This is a genomic window from Sphingorhabdus arenilitoris, assembly GCF_042651485.1.
In the GTDB taxonomy this organism is placed as follows: Bacteria; Pseudomonadota; Alphaproteobacteria; order Sphingomonadales; family Sphingomonadaceae; genus Sphingorhabdus_B; species Sphingorhabdus_B arenilitoris.
Genome location: NZ_JBHSDH010000013.1, coordinates 1,499,704 through 1,517,987, shown reverse-complemented (window position 1 = coordinate 1,517,987; position 18,284 = coordinate 1,499,704). Strand labels below are relative to the sequence as shown.

The following is an 18,284-nucleotide window of genomic DNA, read 5'->3' as shown; positions in this document are numbered from 1 at the left end:
ATGGTTTCCTTATAGAGCAGAGATTTGGAGCGTCTCTATAGCGCTCTCTAGCCAGCCTGCAAGGCTGTCGATCCGGTAATCGACATGGGCAAATCGATCATCGCCGCCGCCATCATGGCCCCAGGTGGATTCATGCCAGCCACTGTCAATCCACACAGTCTGCATCCCCATTTTTTTTGCGGGCAGCAGATTACGGGCCATATCCTCAAAAAATATCGACCGGGCAGGGTCAATCCCGGTTTTTTCGAGCAGCGTATCATAGGCCGATTGCGCAGGTTTCGGTTCATAGGAGATGGTGTGAATATCAATGATTTGTTCGAATATACCTTCAAGGCCCAACCGGTCCAAAACTCGCGCAGCATAGGGCGCATCGGCGTTGGTAAAGATAACCTTCCGCCCGGGCAGGGCCGATAGATGCTCCGCCAAACGCGGCGCGTCATCTATAGCACTGAGCGAAAAATCATGGACGTCAGCCAAATATTCATAAGGGTCGGTGCCATGTTCAGCCATCAGTCCGGACAGGGTGGTGCCATAATTTCGGAAATAGTCTTTCTGAACCCGGTGGGCCGCGTCGTCATCCAGCCCCAATGTGCGTCCAACAAAAGCGCGAATACGCATATCCATTAATTTATGGAGGCCGGAACTTACTGGATAAAGCGTGTTATCGAGGTCGAATATCCAATTATCGATTTGGTGAAGCGCGGCGGTCAAACCATGAAGCTTTCACCGCATCCACATGCCCCCGTCGCATTGGGATTGTTGAACACAAAACCGGCGGTGAAATCATCTTCCACCCAGTCCATGGTTGATCCGACCAGATACAGCACGGACCCGCCATCAATGTAAAAGTCGCCGCCGGGCGTAGAGATATGTTCGTCAAATTTATCGGCTTCGGTGACATAATCGACTGAATAAGCGAGGCCGCTGCACCCCCGGCGCGGGGTGGAAAGCTTCACACCAATCGCATCGCTCGGCGCTTTGCTCATCAATTCGGCAATGCGTGCTTCGGCTGCGGGCGTCAAGATAACGGCGGCGGGGCGGGCTCTTGTACCTGTGGTCATGCTGCCAACTCCTTTTGCCAGAATAATGCATGTCCTTTGGCCGGGTCCAATGCATAATCGCCATACCCAAGCGATGCATATAATGCCTTGGCCGGTTCGTTGCCGCTCAATACTTCCAAGGTCACTTTGCAGGCATCTTGGGCCTTTGCGATCGCTTCAATTTCGGCAAATATTGTCTTGGCGATCCCCTGGCCGCGATACTCCGCTTTCACGACAATGTCATGGATGTTGATCAGCGGTTTTGCGGCAAAGGTGGAATAGCCAATAAAGCAATTTGCTAGCCCTGCTGCGCTGCCATCAACATACGCGATCAGCGAGAAAGCATTGGGCTGCTTGGCCAGTCCGCTGGCAAGGTTGTCGCGGGTATTATCGTTCAGCGGTTTGCCACCGCCCATCGGATCGCAGGCATAACTATCCAGCATCTCGACCAGATCAGCGGCATGCTGCGGATTCTCATAATCAATACGAATTATCTCCAACGCCATTACAACATCCCCAATTCGAGCCGAGCTTCATCGGTCATATTGGCGGGCGACCATGGCGGATCCCAAACCAGATTGACCTCCGCATCCATAACGCCCGGCACGGCGGCTGCGCGCAATTCGACTTCGCCTGGCATAGATTCAGCCACGGGACAGTGGGGCGTGGTCAGCGTCATCGTGATAATGGCTTGACCTTCATTGACCTCGACATTGTAAATCAGGCCAAGATCATAGATATTCACTGGAATTTCTGGATCATAAATCTCCTTGAGCGCGTCTATAATAGCGGCCTGCAAATCACCGCCCGCGCCATCCAGATCGGGGGCCGCTGGTTTTTGTGACAGGAAACCTTCGAGATAATCCTTCTTCCGCTCCAGCTTCGCCGATGACGTCTCGCTCACGTCCCCGCCGCCATTTTGCGCCGCCGCCATCTCGTCCAGATCAACGCGGGCTTTGGGCGGTTTTTCGACGCTGTTCACTGTTTCGGTTTTAATATCGTTCGTCATCCGAATATCCTTGATACACGTTCTAATCCTGCGATCAGCGCCTCTACATCGCTTTCATCGCTATATAATCCAAAGCTGGCCCGCGCCGTGGCGGGTATGCCATAATGGTCCATCAAAGGCTGCGCACAGTGATGGCCCGCGCGGATTGCCACGCCCTCTTCATCCAATATAGTGCCGATGTCATGTGGATGCACCCCTTCCATGGTGAAGGAAACAATGCCCGCCGATTTTTCCGGCCCATAAAGCGTGATTGAATTTATGTTGCGTAGCGCGGTCCGCGCCGCCGTAACCAATGCGCTTTCATGGGCAAAGAGCGACGCCATGCCGCCTTCACCGGCCACTGCCGTCACATAATCAATTGCGGCATGGAGCGCGATGACCTCGGTAATCATCGGCGTCCCTGCTTCAAACCGGCCAGGCGCGGGAGCATATGTGGTGCCGGCAAAGCTAACCTTGTCGATCATCGCGCCGCCGCCTTGATAAGGAGGCATCGCCTCCAATATGTCGGGCCGGGCCCAAAGCACGCCAACGCCGGTTGGGCCATACAGCTTATGGCCCGACCAGACATAGAAATCGCAGTCCAGCTCCGCCATGTCGATCCGCATCCTTGGCGCAGCCTGACATCCGTCGAGCAGTAGCTTTGCGCCGACCTTATGCGCAGCCTTTGCCGCACGCTGTGCGCCGAGCACACTGCCTAGCACATTGGATACATGAGCCAGCGACACGAGCTTATGCGCTTGTGTCAAATTGGTTTCCAACCAGTCAAGGTCAATCCGGCCATCGGCGGTGAGCGGGCAGACATCAATATGCGCGCCCTTTCTTTCGGCGAGCATTTGCCACGGCACGATATTGCTATGATGCTCCAGCTGGCTCAGCATGATGCGGTCGCCCGCGCCAATATTCACGCCGCCCCAGCTGCTGGCAACCAGGTTGATCCCTTCGGTCGCACCGCGTACGAAGATGATCTCATTCTCGCTGCCCGCGCCCATAAATTCCGCTGTCCGCCGCCGCGCCGCCTCAAAAGCCAGCGTCATGTTGGCCGAACGTGCATAGACGCCGCGGTGCACGGTGGCATAATCTTCGCCCATCGCGCGCGCCATCGCATCGATAACAACCTGCGGTTTCTGCGCGGTCGCTGCGGTATCGAGATAATGCCATCCGCCCGCAAGGCCGGGGAAGTCGTCGCGGATATTCCCCTCCCGCTTGCGGGAGGGGTTAGGGGTGGGCGCGAGAGAGGCGAGCGAAGAGCCAGCTTCAGACCCACCCCCAGCCCCTCCCGCAGGCGGGAGGGGGGAATTGGCTTGCTGCCCATTCACACCAGCTCTCCCAATTTTGCCAGCGCCGCTGCTGTCAGTTGTTCTTCATCGGCCGCGCCGACAAACACATCGGCAACAAATGCCTGCAGCAACAACTTCTTTGCTTCAGCCGGCGGTAGCCCGCGAGAGGCCAGATAAAACAGCGCGCCCGCGTCCAGCTCGCCTACCGTCGCGCCATGCGCGCACAGCACGTCATCGGCGTAAATCTCCAGCTCCGGCTTTGAATTGGCCGTCGCCGTGCGGTCAAGCAGCATGGACTTTACCGACTGTTCGCTGTCGGTCTTCTGCGCGTCACGGGCCACGGCGACCTTGCCAAGATAGCTGCCGGTGGCCTTGCCCGCCAATATGTTGCGGACGATCTGGCTCGAAGTCGCGTTGGGCTCGGCGTGAGTAACGGTGGTGACGATTTCCAGTGTTTGCGCATCGCCGCCAATCTGCACCGCGCCCAGCTTAAAATCGGCGCCGTCATGCAAGGTCACATTCAGCTCAATCCGGCCAAAATCGCCATGGATATTCAGCGCATGGATGGCTGCGCGTCCACCCTTGCCAATGGTCAGATCAATCTGCGTTATGCTGCCTTCAGACATGAGCAATGTGCGCGCAAATTCGCCGCCTGCAGGCACGACAATGCTTTCGGGCGCGGGCAACGGCCATGCCGCGGTGAGCGCGGCAATATCGCTATAGCGCCAAGCTTCGTTGCGGTTGGTGGGAATTGCGTTTGTCATCACGCGGCCTCCGCAATCGCCTCATAGCCTTCGGCCTCAAGCTGTTTTGCCAGCTCCGGCCCGCCGGTTTTGACAATCCGGCCACCTGCTAGCACATGGACAAAATCGGGCTGCACATAATCGAGCAAGCGCTGATAATGGGTGATGAGCAGCACGGCCTTATCGGGGCTGCGCATGATGTTGTTAATGCCGTCGCCGACAATGCGTAGCGCGTCGATATCCAGCCCGCTGTCGGTCTCATCCAATATGGCGAGCGTGGGATCAAGGATGCCCATTTGCACCATCTCGTTGCGTTTCTTCTCGCCGCCGGAAAAACCGACATTCACGGGGCGCTTGAGCATCTCCATATCCATTTTGAGCAGCGCCGCTTTTTCCTTCGCCAGTTTCAGGAAATCACCGCCCGACAAAGGCTCCTCCCCGCGTTCCTTGCGCTGCGCATTCAATGCCTCGCGCAGGAATTGAACGTTGGAAACGCCCGGGATTTCCACCGGATATTGGAAGCCGAGGAACAATCCGGCGGCTGCGCGTTCATGCGGGTCCATGTCGAGCAAATCCAATACCTCACCGTCGCCCCGCACTTGATGCGGGGCTTGGCTTTTTTCTGCACCGTCCGAAGCAGAGCCTAACCCCGTGTCAAGCACGGGGTGACGAGGTTGGAATGTAGCGCTGCCCTCGGTCACCTCATAACCGGGCCGCCCGCCGAGCGTATAGGCAAGCGTGGATTTACCCGCGCCATTGGGGCCCATGATCGCATGAATTTCACCCGCATTGATGATGAGCGACAGCCCCTTCAGGATCGGCTTGTCAGCGATGGTGGTGTGGAGGTTAGTTATGTTTAGCATTTTGATCTCATCATTTCTTCTCCCCTACCGCTTGCGGGAGGGGTTGGGGGTGGGCTTGTTTCGGCAAGCGTTTTGGCAATCGAACGAACTACGCCTTCAAGATTATCCATCACATCCGCATTGGTAAAACGCAGCACATGAAAACCCTGCTGCGCCATAAAGGCATCACGCCGCTGGTCATATTCCTGACTTACGTCGTGCGAATACCCATCAAGTTCAACAACAAGCTTTGCAGCGCGGCATAGGAAGTCTGCGAAATAGGGGCCAACGGGCATTTGGCGGCTGAATTTATGGCCCTCCAATTTTCGGTTACTGAGGGCGGTCCACAGCAAGCGCTCCGCAGGGGTCGCTTGATTGCGCAATTCGCGGGCGCGGCCTGTGTCGCGTGATTTGAATTCGCCAGTCATGCTAGTGAACCCGGCTGGCCCACCCCCAGCCCCTCCCGCAAGCGGGAGGGGAGTGCCAGCGTCGCCCCATCAATCCCCCTCCCGCCTGCGGGAGGGGTCAGGGGTGGGTGGGAGCCAAAAGCGGCGTGGAGGTTATGGACTTGGAGCATTATTGCTTTTTCATCCTGAAAACAAAAATAAGTATAGCCGCCACAATCAATGCACTAGCAAAAATAACAAATATCGGACTCATCACCCCACGCTCCCCTCAAGCGAAATCTCAAGCAACGCCTTCGCCTCCACCGCAAATTCCATGGGGAGCTGGCTCAGCACTTCCTTCGCAAAGCCGTTGACGATCAAACTCACCGCTTGTTCTTCATCCAGCCCGCGTTGCTGCGCGTAGAACATTTGGTCGTCGCTGATCTTGCTGGTGGTGGCTTCATGTTCGATGGTGGCCGATGGGTTGCGCACTTCGATATAAGGGACGGTATGCGCGCCGCATTGATCGCCGAGTAAAAGGCTGTCGCATTGCGTGAAATTGCGCACGCCCTCTGCGGTCGGTGCCACGCGGACGAGGCCGCGATAGGTGTTGTTGCTGTGCCCGGCGCTGATGCCTTTGGAAATGATGGTGGAGCGGCTGCCCTTGCCGTTGTGGATCATCTTGGTGCCGGTGTCGGCCTGCTGATAATTGTTGGTGACCGCGACCGAGTAGAACTCGCCGACGCTGTCCTCACCGTTCAACACGCAGCTGGGATATTTCCACGTCACCGCGCTGCCGGTTTCCACCTGCGTCCAGCTCACCTTGCTGCGCGCGCCCTGGCATAAAGCGCGCTTGGTGACGAAATTGTAAATGCCGCCTTTCCCTTCCGCATCACCCGGATACCAATTCTGCACAGTGCTGTATTTGATCTCAGCATCGTCCAGCGCGACCAGCTCCACCACCGCGGCGTGCAGCTGATTCTCATCGCGCATCGGCGCGGTGCATCCTTCGAGGTAGGAGACATAGCTGCCCTTATCCGCGACGATCAATGTGCGTTCAAACTGGCCGGTATTTTCGGCGTTGATGCGGAAATAGGTGGACAACTCCATCGGGCAGCGCACGCCTTCGGGAATGTAGACAAAAGTCCCGTCCGAAAAGACCGCGCAGTTTAGCGTCGCAAAATAGTTATCTTGCATCGGCACAATCTTCCCTAGCCATTTTTTGACCAGATCGGGATATTCGCGGATCGCTTCCGAAATGGAGCGAAAAATGACGCCGGCTTTTTCCAATTCCTCGCGAAATGTCGTCGCGACGCTGACGCTGTCAAATACCGCATCGACTGCAACCTTACGTGCGCCCTCAACACCGGCGAGCACTTTCTGCTCCTCAATCGGGATGCCCAGTTTTTCGTAGACGCGCAATATTTCGGGGTCGACCTCGTCCAAGCTGCCCAGCTTTTCCTTTTGTTTGGGCGCGGCGTAATAATAGGCATCCTGATAATCAATCGGCGGGACATTGAGCTTCGCCCAGTCGGGCGGCGTCATCGTTTTCCACATCGCAAAAGCTTTCAGTCGCCATTCGAGCATCCATTCCGGCTCATTCTTCTTGGCCGAGATGAAGCGGACCGTATCTTCATTCAGACCCTTCGGCGCAAAATCCTGCTCAATATCGGATGACCAGCCATGTTGATAATCAGCAGCACGAGCGGCGGCGTCATGCGCGGCTTGATCCTTGATCGGGGCGTCCTGTGTATCGGTCATGCTTCTATCTCAATCTGGTTACGGGCTGGCGCGGCGGATAACTGGCTCAGCGATATATTGGCAAGCGCGCCGCGAATGGCGCTGTTTACGATCGTCCAATGGGGTTGCACGGTGCACAAGCTTTCAATCGCGCAATCATGCTTGTTACCGTCAACGCAAGCGGTCATGGCAATTGGTCCTTCCACTGCTTCGATAATGTCGGCCAGGCTGATCGCTGCGGCGGGGCGGGCCAGCTGTATACCGCCGCCGCTGCCCCGCGAAGATCGCAGCAGGCCGGCCCGGCTTAATATGCTCACCAATTTTTGCGTAGTGGGAAGGGCAATGCCGGTTTCCTCCGCAAGTTCCGATGCGCTGCTGCGCGCGCCCCCGCAATGACGCGCAGCGGCGCTCATTGTAACAACGGCGTAATCAGCCATATTGGAAAGGCGCATGGTCCGCTCCTGCGAATCTAAATCAGACTAAATTGTTCTGATTAAACATATGCACCTGCATTGCAGCAAAATCAAGAGGTCTGCGGCATTTTCCATGGAGGGTGTTTGGAGGAATTATTGGCGCAATTCGCGGATATTTTCTTTATCGAGCCACATGCTCAATAATGTCCCTTCCTCGCCCGAAAGACGATAGGGTGTGCGTCCCGCAAAATGGCGAATTTCCCGGATCATATGGGGTTGATCATAAAATAAATCCTGCACCTTGGCGGCTTCCTCATCGCTGCAACTTGGATCGTTGAGCAGCATGGCGGCGCGAACTGCCCGGTATTTGCGCATCAATTGTTTGGGGGCGCAGCCGAAATAATCACCGATCACCCGCTGCGCCTGACGACGCGCGACTGGCAAGCGGGCGTAAAGTTCTTCCACATCCGGAGTTAAGGAACCATCAAGCCATGATGTGGTGGCGGAGATAATCTCCGCATGGCGGGGCAGGATAGGGCGCAAGCGGGGCAACAGGAATTGTTCCGCCTTGGCCACCATCGCGGAATATTGCGCAGCGCCTTGAGTGGTTTTTTCGATATGTAAAAGGTCAGCAAAAAAGCTCGCCGCTGCGCCGCCAAACACAGCATCGCTGTCGGCAAACTGATCCGCGCTTTCGGTCGCAGACAGTCCGGTGACCGCGCGCCAACCTGCGGGGGTAAAGCCGCATCCGAGCACAATCAAAGGCCCTTTAACCACATATTGCATGGCTGCATTGGTCGGCCCGATCAGCGATACAGGTTGCCTTACATCTACCCGGCCACTTGCAAATCGCGCTTCGCCCTCGCCGGACAAGAACACCATCATATGTCCGGTATTGGCGGGTTGCACATCCTTGATCCATTCTCTATCGGAGTGGAATTTGAAGAAGGTTGTGACATAGGATGCAAGCGAAGGCGGCGGTTCGATAAAATCGAGGCGAAAGCTATCTGGCGCGCTCAATACGGCGCTGCGGTCTTGCCAAATTTCATCAAATACGGTGCGAAACATCGTTTGCGCGAAGCCCTGTTTTGAATGGAAAGCGAGTCATTCCGTTTCAAAAGACTATGGAATTGCTCAAAAATGCGCAACCCTTTTGGCAAAAATAATAAACATCACACAAGACAGCGTTATGGCTATTGTTGTTTTGTCACAGGTTTGTCGCGATTGGCATTTACCGGCAGATTGTATCAACCAGAGCTCTTTATTCTTCCGCTTTGGCCAACCCTTTTTCGGCGGCGAGCTCGTGCAATTCGCCTGCCTCATACATTTCCATCATAATGTCGCTACCACCCAGAAATTCGCCCTTCACATAAAGCTGCGGGATGGTTGGCCAGTCGCTATATTCTTTAATGCCCTGACGTATTTCCATATCCTGAAGCACATCGACACTTTCATATTTCAGGCCAAGATGGTCGAGAATAGCGATGGCGCGGGAAGAAAATCCGCATTGCGGGAATAGCGGCGTGCCTTTCATAAACAGCACGACATCATTTGCTTTCACAAGCGCTTCGATTTTTTCATGGGCAGGGTTCGACATGGTTCAATCCTTCATTCGGGTAAGGCAGTAGTGAGCTGTAATGCATGGAGTTCGCCGCCCATTTTACCACCTAACGCGGCATAAACGGCGCGGGTACGGGCGAGCCGGTTCATGGCAGCAAATCCGTCCCATACAACATGGGCCGCGTAATGGTCGCCGTCGCCTGCAAGATCCTTGATCTCAATAGTCGCGCCCGGCATTGCTGCTGCAATCATATTCTTTATGTCTTCGGCGGCCATCGGCATGGAACTAAACCTTATACACCTTCGATAAATTGCCGCCGTGCGACGGCCATATGTTCGTCCAATGCCGCGCGAATAGCGGCATCGTCAATTTCTACGCCAGCAGAGGTTAAATCGCCCAGCAATTTGCGGATCACATCTTCGTCGCCTGCCTCTTCAAAATCGGCCTGCACCACAGATACGGCGTAGCTATTGGCCTCTTCGTCGGTTAGCTGCATTTTTTCGGCCGCCCATAGGCCGATAAGCTTGTTGCGCCTTGCGGTTACTTTGAACTGCAATTCCTGATCATGGGCAAATTTATTTTCAAAAGCGTTTTCGCGGTCGTCAAAAGTGGTCATCATGGGTCCTTGCAAAGATGCTATAGTCACCTGTTACCTAATACTGCGGTGCCCATTTAACAAGGCGCACGCAGATTAAATTGGGGGCTGTTGTGGGGAGAGCCTGCTTAAAGAGTAACGACAACCTTGCCCGTGGCTTTTCGGTCCATCAGCAGTTGAATGGCCTCGCCGCCTTTATCCAGCTGGAACTTCCCCGAAATACGCGGTGTTATTTTACCGCTGGCATATAAACCGAATAGCTCAGCGATATTGGCATGATTTGCCTGCGGATCACGCGCCGCAAAAGCGCCCCAGAAAACCCCGCACACATCGCAGCTTTTCAACAGCGTTAGATTGAGCGGTAGCCTTGCAATTCCGGCTGGAAAGCCAACAACCAGAAACTTCCCTTCCCAGGCAATGGAACGCAGGGCAGGTTCAGAATAATCGCCGCCGACTGTGTCATATATGATGTTGAATCCATCACCGCCTGCTGCGGCCTTGAATGATGCGGCCAATGCCTTGGATGCGTCTTTGTCCAATGGTTGATAGGGATAGACCACAACATCATCGGCGCCGGCCTCACGTGCGATTTCGGCCTTCGCCTCGCTCGACACACCAGCGACCACGCGCGCGCCATAGGCTTTGGCAAGCTCAATCGCGCTGATCCCGATACCGCCCGCCCCGCCGAGCACCAGCACATTGTCACCGGCCTTGATATTGCCCCGCTGTTTATAGGCATGGATCGAGGTGCCATATGTCATCAGCAGCGACGCGCCATCTTCAAAGTTCATGTCATCGGGCATTTTGAAAGCATTGAGCGCACCAACCGCGACTTTTTCGGCCAACCCCCCGTTGCCGCATAAAGCAATGACCCGGTCACCCACCGCAAATCCTGTTACGCCTTCGCCCACGGCTTCGACTATGCCTGCGGCTTCCCCGCCCGGCGCAAATGGGCGCGGCGGTTTGAACTGATATAAATCCTGAATGATCAGGACATCGGGATAATTGATGGAACAGGCTTTGACCGCAATTACAATTTGACCCTTTCCGGCGACAGGGTCCGGCAATTCTCCGATGGTCAGCATATCGGGACCGCCTGTTTCCATTGATAGCAATGCGCGCATTATACATCCTCTCCTCGATCATCAGCGGCCTGAACGGTATGACGCTGTGCGCGTGCCGTCAGCGGGCCATGACTTTGACGGTCTCTATGGGATGAAAATAGCATAGAGACAAGTTCGCGCTTACTATTTTTATGGACCGAGCGCGGGGTCATCACCTGAATAACGGCCGTTGCGTGCGACGTTTTGTCGCGCTGCAACATAAAAGGTTGCTTTTTTAATATTTCAACGCCATATGCCGATCAACGCATGAGGCGAGCGGAGTACCGCCGCAGGTTGCACAGCGTGAGTATCGGCCCAAATAGGCTGGTTCCCGTCAACCGAACGAGATGCGTATGAGCAAAGAGGCTTCCCAAATCACGCGGGGTTGTTTCCAAGGAATAGTGAGCGGCAATTCGTTGCCCGGCGCTTTTCCTACAACCACCGCCTTGTCCCGTGCCGACGATAATGTTGGGCGCGGCGGGGCCGATATTATTGAAAGTTATTATGTCTTATTTTGAACAACTGGGCCTTGCTGCCCCGATATTGAAAGCATTGAACGCTGCGGGTTATGACAAACCAACGCCGATTCAGGAGCAAGCAATCCCATCCTTGATGCAGGGCCGCGACCTATGCGGTATCGCGCAAACCGGGACCGGAAAAACGGCGGCATTTGCGCTGCCATCGCTACACCATTTTGCCACCAAGCCAAAGCCGCGTCAGGCGAAGAGCTGCCGCATGCTGGTCTTGTCTCCCACGCGTGAGCTTGCGGCGCAGATCGCCGAAAGCTTCCGCACATATGGCAAATTCCTTGGCCTGTCGGTCCTATGTATTTTTGGCGGTGCACCCGTTTTTACCCAGAAAAAGAAGCTGGAGGGCGGTGTTGACATTTTGGTGGCAACCCCCGGACGCCTGATCGACTTGATTGAGCAGCGGGCATTGACGTTGAAAGATGTTGAAATCTTCGTTCTCGATGAAGCCGACCAGATGATGGATATGGGTTTCATCCACGCGCTCCGCCAAATCGACAAGCTGCTGCCCAAAAAACGGCAGAGCCTGTTCTTTTCCGCAACCATGCCGAAAACCATTGCCGAATTGGGCAACAAATTTCTCGACAACCCCATTCGCGTATCGGTTGCGCCGCAATCGACCACCGCAGAGCGGGTGATGCAATATGTGACCTTCGTCGAACAGCGCGAGAAGCAGACTTTGTTGACATTGCGGTTGCAAGAAGAGGGTATAGACCGTGCCTTGGTCTTCACCCGCACAAAACACGGTGCGGACCGCGTCGTGCGCGGCTTAAAAGGAGCCGGGATCGAAGCGGCTGCTATCCACGGCAATAAATCACAGGGGCAGCGGACAAACGCGCTGGAACAATTTCGGGCGGGCCGCATAAAGATTTTGGTTGCCACCGACATTGCTGCGCGCGGGATCGACGTGCCCGGCGTATCGCACGTATTCAACTTTGAATTGCCCAATGTGCCTGAACAATATGTCCACCGTATTGGCCGGACCGCGCGGGCCGGCGCAGAGGGCGTAGCGATGAGCTTTGTCGCCGATGATGAACGCGCATTTTTACGCGACATTGAACGGACAACACGGGTGAAGCCGCGGATATTGAAACTGCCCGAAGGTTTCCGCGAAGCCGTAGCGAGCCTGCCGCCACCTGCGAAAAAATCAAATAACGAAATGAAGCGCGAAGATGGCCGGGGCGGACCAGGGCGTGCAGGGCAAAACCGCCGCAAATCGCCAGCCAATGGCGGACGAGGCCGCAACGGCGACACGCGCGCGCAAAGCCGCCCGCCACAAGGCGGATGGCAACCCGCTGCTGGACCGCGTGACGGTGCACAAGGCGAAAATGACCGCCGCCCTGCTGCGGATAACAGAGGTGGAAAGCCAAATCGGAGCCGCAATTATCGCGGCAAAAGCGGCGGCGGAAATCGCTCATCGCAGGGCAATAGGTCCGCCGCGAAAGTATAAACTAGCACTGTGCTTTGAGTTTCGCTTTATAAATGCATTAAATACAATTGCATAGTTACCCCCGCGAAAGCGGGGGTCCATCACCTAACCTACCCGTTTCAGCTACTAGCCTGGCTCAAAATTGAACCGCAGGTGATGGATTCCCGCCTTCGCGGGAAAGACGAATTTATGTTTGGGATAGCCACTACTTTTTGAATTCCAATAGGCTGCAGGTTGGCTAGTTTTCGGGCAGTTACCCAATCGGTTTAATGCCGGAAATGCCGCATACCGGTGAAGACCATCGCTAGGCCCGCCTCATCGGCGGCGGCGATGACTTCGTCGTCGCGCATTGATCCGCCGGGTTGGATGACCGCAGTGGCCCCTGCTTCCGCGGCGGCGAGTAATCCGTCGGCGAAGGGGAAGAATGCGTCGGAGGCAACCGCGCTGCCGACCGTGCGCGGCTGCGCCCAGCCATAGGTTTCCGCTGCCTCTTTTGCTTTGATGGCAGCGATGCGGGCGGAATCGCGCCGGTTCATCTGGCCTGCGCCGATCCCTGCCGTTGCGCCATCCTTGGCATAGACAATTGCGTTGGATTTGACGTGCTTGGCAACGGTCCAAGCAAAGCGGCAATCGGCAAGTTCCTGCGCGGTGGGGGCGCGTTTTGTAACGACTTTCAAATCCTCGTCGGCGACATGGCCGTTGTCGCGGCTTTGCAGCAGATAGCCGCCGGCGATATTTTTCACCATCATCCCGGGCCGTTTTGCATCGGGTAATTCGCCGGTGATGAGCAGGCGGAGATTTTTCTTCTTCGCAAATATCGCGCGCGCCGCATCGTCGGCGCCTGGCGCTGCAACAACCTCGGTAAATATCTCCGTCATCGCTTCGGCAGTCGGGCCGTCAAGCGGCCGGTTGACCGCGACAATTCCGCCAAAGGCCGACACGCTGTCGCATTCCAGCGCCGCGCGGTAGGCTTCGATCAACGTGTCACCGGTCGCCACGCCGCAGGGATTGGCGTGCTTTACGATAACCACGGTGGGCGGGCCGCCGGCAAATTCGCTCACCAGTTCGAGCGCGGCATCGGCATCATTATAATTATTATAGCTCAGCTCTTTACCCTGCAGCTGTTCGGCCTGCCCAATGCCGTTTATGCCGCCAAAATGCGGGGTGTAGAATGCTGCTTGCTGATGCGGATTTTCGCCATAGCGCAGCGTTCCTGCAAGCTTTCCGCCGAAGGTAAGGCTGGCCGGAAATTGCTCACCTTGATCGGCGAAAGCGAACCAGCTGGCAATCATGCTGTCATAGGCGGCCGTCGCAGCATAGGCTTTGGCGGCCATTGCGCGTCGGAATGGCAATGTAGTCGCGCCGTTTGATTCCTCCATTTCCGCAATCAATGTATCATAGTCGGCAGGATCGGTGACGATCGTTACATAGTCATGGTTTTTGGCGGCGCTGCGCACCATGCTGGGCCCGCCAATATCGATATTTTCAATGATCTCTTCCCGCTCCGCACCCTTTGCGACAGTTGCGGCAAAGGGATATAGATTGACGACCACAAGGTCGATGGCGCCGATATCATGTTCCTGCATCGATGCGGCATGTTCGGGATTGTCGCGCACGGCAAGCAGGCCGCCATGGACTTTGGGATGCAAGGTTTTGACGCGCCCATCCATCATTTCAGGAAAGCCGGTGAGGTCGGATATATCTTTTACCGTCAGCCCCGCTTCGCGCAGCGTTTTTGCGGTACCGCCTGTCGATACCAGCTCCACGTGCCGCGCGGCCAGCGCGTGGCCCAATTCCACCAGTCCCGCCTTGTCCGAAACGGAGAGCAACGCGCGCTTAATGCCAATATCTGTCATAACTTATCCTAAAAATTTAAACTGCCATCCAATGGAGGTGCCGCCTTTGCCAACATTATTGGCAATGACCAGTTGCTGTGTGGGATGAGGACGGCCATTGCCGTCTACCCAGATGCTCTCGTCAATTTCTAAAGCTCCGGTTCCCGCCACAAACAGCCAGCTGGTGCCGTCGGGAAGGCGCAGCGTAATCGCTTGTTTATTGCCGCCCTGCGCCAATTCTATTCCGCTGCCCAAATGAAACCGGACATGCACGGGTATGCTATCCTTTGCCTTATACCGGCCGTGGGGCAGCAGCGTATCTTCGCCGCGCAGTTCCAGCCCGTCGCTGCGCAATATCAATGTCCTGCTATGCGTGAAGCCGTAGGCGCGGGCATAGCCGTCATGGCTCGCCTCAATGCGGGTTGCCTTGTCAATGTCCCGCCGGTCGAGCCCTACCTCTGTCACGCCGCGGCCCAATTGGCCCCCTGCTAATATCGCGGTTGAGTTGCTATCGTCGATGCACAGCGTGCTATGCGCCGCAGTAGTCCGCAGCCCCCGTGCCAAGGCTGCTGGAATGGCCGCGCCTACTAATGCCGATCCGCCGCAATTGACGATGATCCGGTGAGCGCCATGCGAGAGTTCAAAAGCCAGCGTCGATGCACAGCCAGCGGCAGATTGTTTCGCCAGTGGTGGCGGTCCGGCGTCGAGCAGCAACACCGCATTGCCCGCTGATATTCGTTGATAGCCCCAATCCAATGCCTGTCTTTGCGGGCGGGCGCGCACTGCCGATGCTTCGACCAGCGCCTGTATTTCCTCGGCATCGATTTGTGCTGATCCTTGCCACGCGCCCAACCCGCCATCGGCATGGGTCAATCCCAATAAGGCCGGAACCGAGCGGCCGAGCGCTGCTGACAGAAAATCGGGTATATTCTCATTACACGCAAGATAACATTGACGCAGTAAGCTGAGCAGGCCGATTAGTTCCATCAGCTGTAACGGGGAGCGGGATACCACGCCGCCATCGTCAAAGACGCATTGGTCAATGGCATCGGACAGGCCCGCTTCGCCAACGACGCGCCGTGCCTTACCCTCCGGCAGCAGCAGCGACGCCGCGACCACGCCCGCCCATCCGGTCAGCCGCGCATAGCGGTTTTCGCCGCGCGGCGCACTGCGATCCAAATGCCGGGCATTGCGGGCGATGTGGTTGAGGACCGAGGATCGATAAACAGGGTCGCTGCTGGATAGGATAAGCGGCGCCCATGCCGCCATATTGAGCAGCCGCCAAGCCGAATTGTCCACGCGCCAGGCAGGCGGCCTGACTTTCTTACTATTGCCGGCAATCCACGATTCGGTAATTGCCGCAGCAATTGGCGCCCCATCGGCGCGATTGGTGGCAGCCGCCAAATCACGCAGCCAATCAAAACGGTGGATATAGTCCGTCATCGCTGGCGGTAATGGCAGTTTGTCATACGCAATATCTGCGATGGATTGTTCCAGCCCGTGAAATCGGAACTTGCCCATACGCACGGCTTGTCCGCGCGGCAAATGGGGGGGCAGGGGATCGGAGGGGACGGCCAGCAAACGCAGCGGCAATTTACCGGTAAGCCGCATATTATGAAGCGGCGTGCGCCAGGTTAGCATGTAAAAGGCGCGGGTTACTTTTTCGGCCAAAGACTGCCCCGGTCCTGTTTGCCGGACGATCAAGGCCGAACTCCCCCGCATATCCCGATCACTGCCACGGTCGTTATTGTCAATATTATCCGGCTGCGCGTTCATTCACCCCTCAGGGCCCGGATATTCGCGGCATATTGGCTGGGACCACCGGTAAATGTTGCTGTCCCCGCGACCAGTACATCTGCGCCTGCGGAAATCGCCAGCGGCGCTGTGTCAACGGTGATGCCGCCATCCACCTCTAGATGGATGTCCCGTCCGGTCTGGTCGATCATCTTGCGGATAGCGTCAACTTTGCGCAGCTGGCTGGAGATAAAGCTTTGTCCGCCAAAGCCTGGATTGACACTCATCACCAGAACTAGGTCCACTTCATCGATCAAATAATCGAGCATTTTTGCGGGTGTTCCGGGGTTTAGCACCACGCCTGCCTTTTTCCCCAAAGCCTTGATCGCCTGAATAGTGCGGTGGCTATGCGGCCCCGCCTCTGGGTGGATCGTAATAATGTCGGCGCCCGCTTCGGCAAATGCCTCCAAATAGGCATCGACGGGGGAGATCATCAAATGCACGTCAAACAGCTTGTCTGTATGCGGGCGCAGCGCTTTTACGACTGCGGGGCCGATGGTGATATTCGGAACGAAATGGCCGTCCATCACGTCTACATGGATCCAATCGCACCCCGCCGCGTCGATTGCACGTATCTCTTCGCCCAATTTGGCAAAGTCAGCAGATAGAATGGACGGCGATATTTTTACAGAGGCGGTCATAGCGCCGCCATAGCGAAGTGGCGGTTTTTCAACAAGCAGTCAGGGGAAAAAGCTGTGGAAAGTCGGGTAAAAATTACGTCCGTTTGAAACGGGCGACAAAAAAACCATCAAGGCCGCCTTGGGCCTCTAACATGGGCGGTGCTGTGCGAATATATCCGGTTGCGGCTGGCGCAATGCCAGCAGGTAGATCATCGGCGTTCACAGGGTCGATCGCAAAATGGGTATTGCGTTCCAAAAAGGCTTCGGCCTGCGCCTCGCCCTCATGCGGTTCGAGCGAACATGTCGCATAGACCAAACTGCCACCGGGTTTGAGCCAGCCCGCTGCCCGGTCAAGCATCGCGCTTTGCAAAGCCGCCAACTCGTTAATCTGCCGCATTCCGATCCGGTGCAGAACATCGGGGTGGCGGCGCATGGTGCCGGTCGCGCTGCACGGTGCATCCAGCAATATTGCGTCGAATTTTTCGCTATTGTCCCATGTCATAATGTCGGCTTTGACCAGTTCCACATCCATCTGCGCCCGTTCCAAATTGCGCGACAGTCGCTCCATTCGCCGGGCCGACATATCAACCGCCGTCACTCGCCAGTCGGCGGCGGCCAATTGCATCGTCTTCCCGCCGGGCGCCGCGCATAGGTCAAGTACTGTGCGGCCTTCGCCCGGACCCAATGTCCGCACTGGGAGGGTTGCCGCCAGATCCTGCACCCACCATGCGCCTTCGTCATAACCATCGAGCTTTTCAATCGCCGTTCCGCGCGGACAGCGAACATGACCCGGCATCAGGCTCACTCCGCCAAGCCGTTCGGCCCATTCACTGGTCCGTGCAGGATCGCGCAGTGCAATGTCGAGCAGGGGCGGGTGGGCAAGCGCAGCCTGCGCCGCAACTAGCATATCGTCGCCCCAGGCCATTTGCCAGCGCAGCGCAGTGCCATCGGGTAATGACGGTAAATCGGGCAGCTTCACCTCGCTGCGCAGCAATGCGCCCAAAACGCCATGCACCAACCGGCGAGGTCCGCGCTCCATCATCGGTAATGCCGTTGCGATGGCAGCATGGGCAGGGGTGCCAAGACGCAAAACCTGCGCCAACGCCATGCGCAGCACCATCCGCGCCTTTGCATCATCGGGCAGGCGCTGTTTGGTCGTGCTATCGATCAACGCATCCAGATCCACCATCCAGCGCAGCGTTTCCTGTGCGATTGCAATGGCCAAAGCGCGGTCAGCAGGCGGAAGGCCCTTGCACGCGCCATTCGCGGCATGATCCATCGGGGTGCCCATTTGCATGACAGCGCCCAGCAGGCGCATCGCGGCCCGCCGCGCGGGAAGGCCGGATATTTCGGTGTCGAGATCGCTCATC

At 56.5% G+C, this 18,284-nt stretch carries 20 protein-coding genes; 1 reads left to right on the top strand and 19 read right to left on the bottom strand.

Annotated features, from left to right (window positions below; all coding sequences use genetic code 11):
* Positions 1-9: 9 nt before the first annotated feature.
* The 15 genes from ACFOWX_RS11500 to ACFOWX_RS11430 form a co-directional block, all read right to left on the bottom strand.
* Positions 10-711, bottom strand: coding sequence for a pyrimidine 5'-nucleotidase (locus ACFOWX_RS11500; protein WP_381424225.1), 702 nt, complete (start codon positions 709-711; stop codon positions 10-12).
* Positions 708-1,061 carry a HesB/IscA family protein gene (locus ACFOWX_RS11495; protein WP_381424223.1) on the bottom strand — a complete coding sequence of 118 codons (354 nt, stop codon included), beginning with the start codon at positions 1,059-1,061 and terminating at the stop codon, positions 708-710. The genes ACFOWX_RS11500 and ACFOWX_RS11495 overlap by 4 nt, the downstream gene beginning before the upstream one ends.
* Entirely contained in the window at positions 1,058-1,546 is a 489-nt protein-coding gene (locus ACFOWX_RS11490) for a GNAT family N-acetyltransferase (protein ID WP_381424221.1), read from the bottom strand. The genes ACFOWX_RS11495 and ACFOWX_RS11490 overlap by 4 nt, the downstream gene beginning before the upstream one ends.
* Positions 1,546-2,049, bottom strand: a complete 504-nt coding sequence (locus ACFOWX_RS11485; RefSeq protein WP_381424219.1) for an SUF system Fe-S cluster assembly protein — start codon at positions 2,047-2,049, stop codon at positions 1,546-1,548. The genes ACFOWX_RS11490 and ACFOWX_RS11485 overlap by 1 nt, the downstream gene beginning before the upstream one ends.
* Positions 2,046-3,239, bottom strand: coding sequence for an aminotransferase class V-fold PLP-dependent enzyme (locus tag ACFOWX_RS11480; RefSeq protein ID WP_381425041.1), 1,194 nt, complete (start codon positions 3,237-3,239; stop codon positions 2,046-2,048). The genes ACFOWX_RS11485 and ACFOWX_RS11480 overlap by 4 nt, the downstream gene beginning before the upstream one ends.
* A gap of 122 nt (positions 3,240-3,361) precedes the next feature.
* Complete coding sequence (locus ACFOWX_RS11475; RefSeq protein ID WP_381424217.1) at positions 3,362-4,090, bottom strand: SufD family Fe-S cluster assembly protein; 729 nt, start codon at positions 4,088-4,090, stop codon at positions 3,362-3,364.
* Entirely contained in the window at positions 4,090-4,932 is an 843-nt protein-coding gene (sufC, locus tag ACFOWX_RS11470; protein ID WP_381424215.1) for a Fe-S cluster assembly ATPase SufC, read from the bottom strand. Before sufC ends, ACFOWX_RS11475 begins: the two co-directional genes overlap by 1 nt.
* A complete protein-coding gene (locus tag ACFOWX_RS11465) occupies positions 4,926-5,339 on the bottom strand; it encodes an endonuclease domain-containing protein (RefSeq protein WP_381424213.1) in 414 nt (137 codons plus the stop codon). Before ACFOWX_RS11465 ends, sufC begins: the two co-directional genes overlap by 7 nt.
* Before the next feature lie 231 nt (positions 5,340-5,570).
* Positions 5,571-7,058, bottom strand: coding sequence for a Fe-S cluster assembly protein SufB (gene sufB, locus ACFOWX_RS11460; RefSeq protein ID WP_381424210.1), 1,488 nt, complete (start codon positions 7,056-7,058; stop codon positions 5,571-5,573).
* Positions 7,055-7,489: an SUF system Fe-S cluster assembly regulator gene (locus ACFOWX_RS11455; RefSeq protein ID WP_381424208.1), complete on the bottom strand. Its 435-nt coding sequence runs from the start codon at positions 7,487-7,489 to the stop codon at positions 7,055-7,057. Before ACFOWX_RS11455 ends, sufB begins: the two co-directional genes overlap by 4 nt.
* A gap of 114 nt (positions 7,490-7,603) precedes the next feature.
* A complete protein-coding gene (locus ACFOWX_RS11450; protein WP_381424206.1) occupies positions 7,604-8,518 on the bottom strand; it encodes a helix-turn-helix domain-containing protein in 915 nt (304 codons plus the stop codon).
* Positions 8,519-8,711: 193 nt separating this feature from the next.
* On the bottom strand, positions 8,712-9,047 hold the full coding sequence (gene grxD, locus ACFOWX_RS11445; RefSeq protein ID WP_381424204.1) for a Grx4 family monothiol glutaredoxin: 336 nt from the start codon (positions 9,045-9,047) through the stop codon (positions 8,712-8,714).
* Between the two features lie 11 nt (positions 9,048-9,058).
* Entirely contained in the window at positions 9,059-9,292 is a 234-nt protein-coding gene (locus tag ACFOWX_RS11440) for a BolA/IbaG family iron-sulfur metabolism protein (protein WP_381424202.1), read from the bottom strand.
* A gap of 11 nt (positions 9,293-9,303) precedes the next feature.
* The gene (locus ACFOWX_RS11435) at positions 9,304-9,627 is read right to left on the bottom strand and encodes a DUF1476 domain-containing protein (protein WP_381425039.1); all 324 of its coding nucleotides are present in this window, start codon (positions 9,625-9,627) and stop codon (positions 9,304-9,306) included.
* A 107-nt stretch (positions 9,628-9,734) separates the two neighbouring features.
* The gene (locus ACFOWX_RS11430; RefSeq protein WP_381424200.1) at positions 9,735-10,730 is read right to left on the bottom strand and encodes an NADPH:quinone oxidoreductase family protein; all 996 of its coding nucleotides are present in this window, start codon (positions 10,728-10,730) and stop codon (positions 9,735-9,737) included.
* 483 nt (positions 10,731-11,213) lie between these two features.
* On the opposite strand from ACFOWX_RS11430, the gene ACFOWX_RS11425 reads away from it, so the two are divergent.
* Complete coding sequence (locus tag ACFOWX_RS11425) at positions 11,214-12,686, top strand: DEAD/DEAH box helicase (RefSeq protein ID WP_381424198.1); 1,473 nt, start codon at positions 11,214-11,216, stop codon at positions 12,684-12,686.
* 245 nt (positions 12,687-12,931) lie between these two features.
* Here ACFOWX_RS11425 and purH read toward each other — a convergent pair whose 3' ends face one another.
* From purH to ACFOWX_RS11405, 4 genes are all read right to left on the bottom strand, one after another.
* Positions 12,932-14,521, bottom strand: a complete 1,590-nt coding sequence (gene purH, locus ACFOWX_RS11420; RefSeq protein WP_381424196.1) for a bifunctional phosphoribosylaminoimidazolecarboxamide formyltransferase/IMP cyclohydrolase — start codon at positions 14,519-14,521, stop codon at positions 12,932-12,934.
* Positions 14,522-14,524: 3 nt separating this feature from the next.
* On the bottom strand, positions 14,525-16,276 hold the full coding sequence (locus tag ACFOWX_RS11415) for a heparinase II/III family protein (protein WP_381424194.1): 1,752 nt from the start codon (positions 16,274-16,276) through the stop codon (positions 14,525-14,527).
* Positions 16,273-16,935, bottom strand: coding sequence for a ribulose-phosphate 3-epimerase (rpe, locus tag ACFOWX_RS11410; protein ID WP_381424192.1), 663 nt, complete (start codon positions 16,933-16,935; stop codon positions 16,273-16,275). The genes ACFOWX_RS11415 and rpe overlap by 4 nt, the downstream gene beginning before the upstream one ends.
* A 73-nt stretch (positions 16,936-17,008) precedes the next feature.
* Positions 17,009-18,283, bottom strand: a complete 1,275-nt coding sequence (locus ACFOWX_RS11405; RefSeq protein WP_381424190.1) for an RsmB/NOP family class I SAM-dependent RNA methyltransferase — start codon at positions 18,281-18,283, stop codon at positions 17,009-17,011.
* Position 18,284: the final 1 nt, after the last annotated feature.

Excerpts from the sequence above, each read along its gene's own strand:
- ACFOWX_RS11490 (WP_381424221.1), bottom strand. The coding sequence starts at position 1,546 with ATGGCGTTGGAGATAATTCGTATTGATTATGAGAATCCGCAGCATGCC.
- sufC (WP_381424215.1), bottom strand. The coding sequence starts at position 4,932 with ATGCTAAACATAACTAACCTCCACACCACCATCGCTGACAAGCCGATC.
- sufB (WP_381424210.1), bottom strand. The coding sequence starts at position 7,058 with ATGACCGATACACAGGACGCCCCGATCAAGGATCAAGCCGCGCATGAC.
- ACFOWX_RS11405 (WP_381424190.1), bottom strand. The coding sequence starts at position 18,283 with ATGAGCGATCTCGACACCGAAATATCCGGCCTTCCCGCGCGGCGGGCC.
- ACFOWX_RS11455 (WP_381424208.1), bottom strand. The coding sequence starts at position 7,489 with ATGCGCCTTTCCAATATGGCTGATTACGCCGTTGTTACAATGAGCGCC.
- purH (WP_381424196.1), bottom strand. The coding sequence starts at position 14,521 with ATGACAGATATTGGCATTAAGCGCGCGTTGCTCTCCGTTTCGGACAAG.
- ACFOWX_RS11475 (WP_381424217.1), bottom strand. The coding sequence starts at position 4,090 with ATGACAAACGCAATTCCCACCAACCGCAACGAAGCTTGGCGCTATAGC.
- ACFOWX_RS11440 (WP_381424202.1), bottom strand. The coding sequence starts at position 9,292 with ATGCCGATGGCCGCCGAAGACATAAAGAATATGATTGCAGCAGCAATG.
- rpe (WP_381424192.1), bottom strand. The coding sequence starts at position 16,935 with ATGACCGCCTCTGTAAAAATATCGCCGTCCATTCTATCTGCTGACTTT.
- ACFOWX_RS11435 (WP_381425039.1), bottom strand. The coding sequence starts at position 9,627 with ATGACCACTTTTGACGACCGCGAAAACGCTTTTGAAAATAAATTTGCC.
- grxD (WP_381424204.1), bottom strand. The coding sequence starts at position 9,047 with ATGTCGAACCCTGCCCATGAAAAAATCGAAGCGCTTGTGAAAGCAAAT.
- ACFOWX_RS11430 (WP_381424200.1), bottom strand. The coding sequence starts at position 10,730 with ATGCGCGCATTGCTATCAATGGAAACAGGCGGTCCCGATATGCTGACC.
- ACFOWX_RS11415 (WP_381424194.1), bottom strand. The coding sequence starts at position 16,276 with ATGAACGCGCAGCCGGATAATATTGACAATAACGACCGTGGCAGTGAT.
- ACFOWX_RS11485 (WP_381424219.1), bottom strand. The coding sequence starts at position 2,049 with ATGACGAACGATATTAAAACCGAAACAGTGAACAGCGTCGAAAAACCG.
- ACFOWX_RS11425 (WP_381424198.1), top strand. The coding sequence starts at position 11,214 with ATGTCTTATTTTGAACAACTGGGCCTTGCTGCCCCGATATTGAAAGCA.
- ACFOWX_RS11465 (WP_381424213.1), bottom strand. The coding sequence starts at position 5,339 with ATGACTGGCGAATTCAAATCACGCGACACAGGCCGCGCCCGCGAATTG.
- ACFOWX_RS11450 (WP_381424206.1), bottom strand. The coding sequence starts at position 8,518 with ATGTTTCGCACCGTATTTGATGAAATTTGGCAAGACCGCAGCGCCGTA.
- ACFOWX_RS11495 (WP_381424223.1), bottom strand. The coding sequence starts at position 1,061 with ATGACCACAGGTACAAGAGCCCGCCCCGCCGCCGTTATCTTGACGCCC.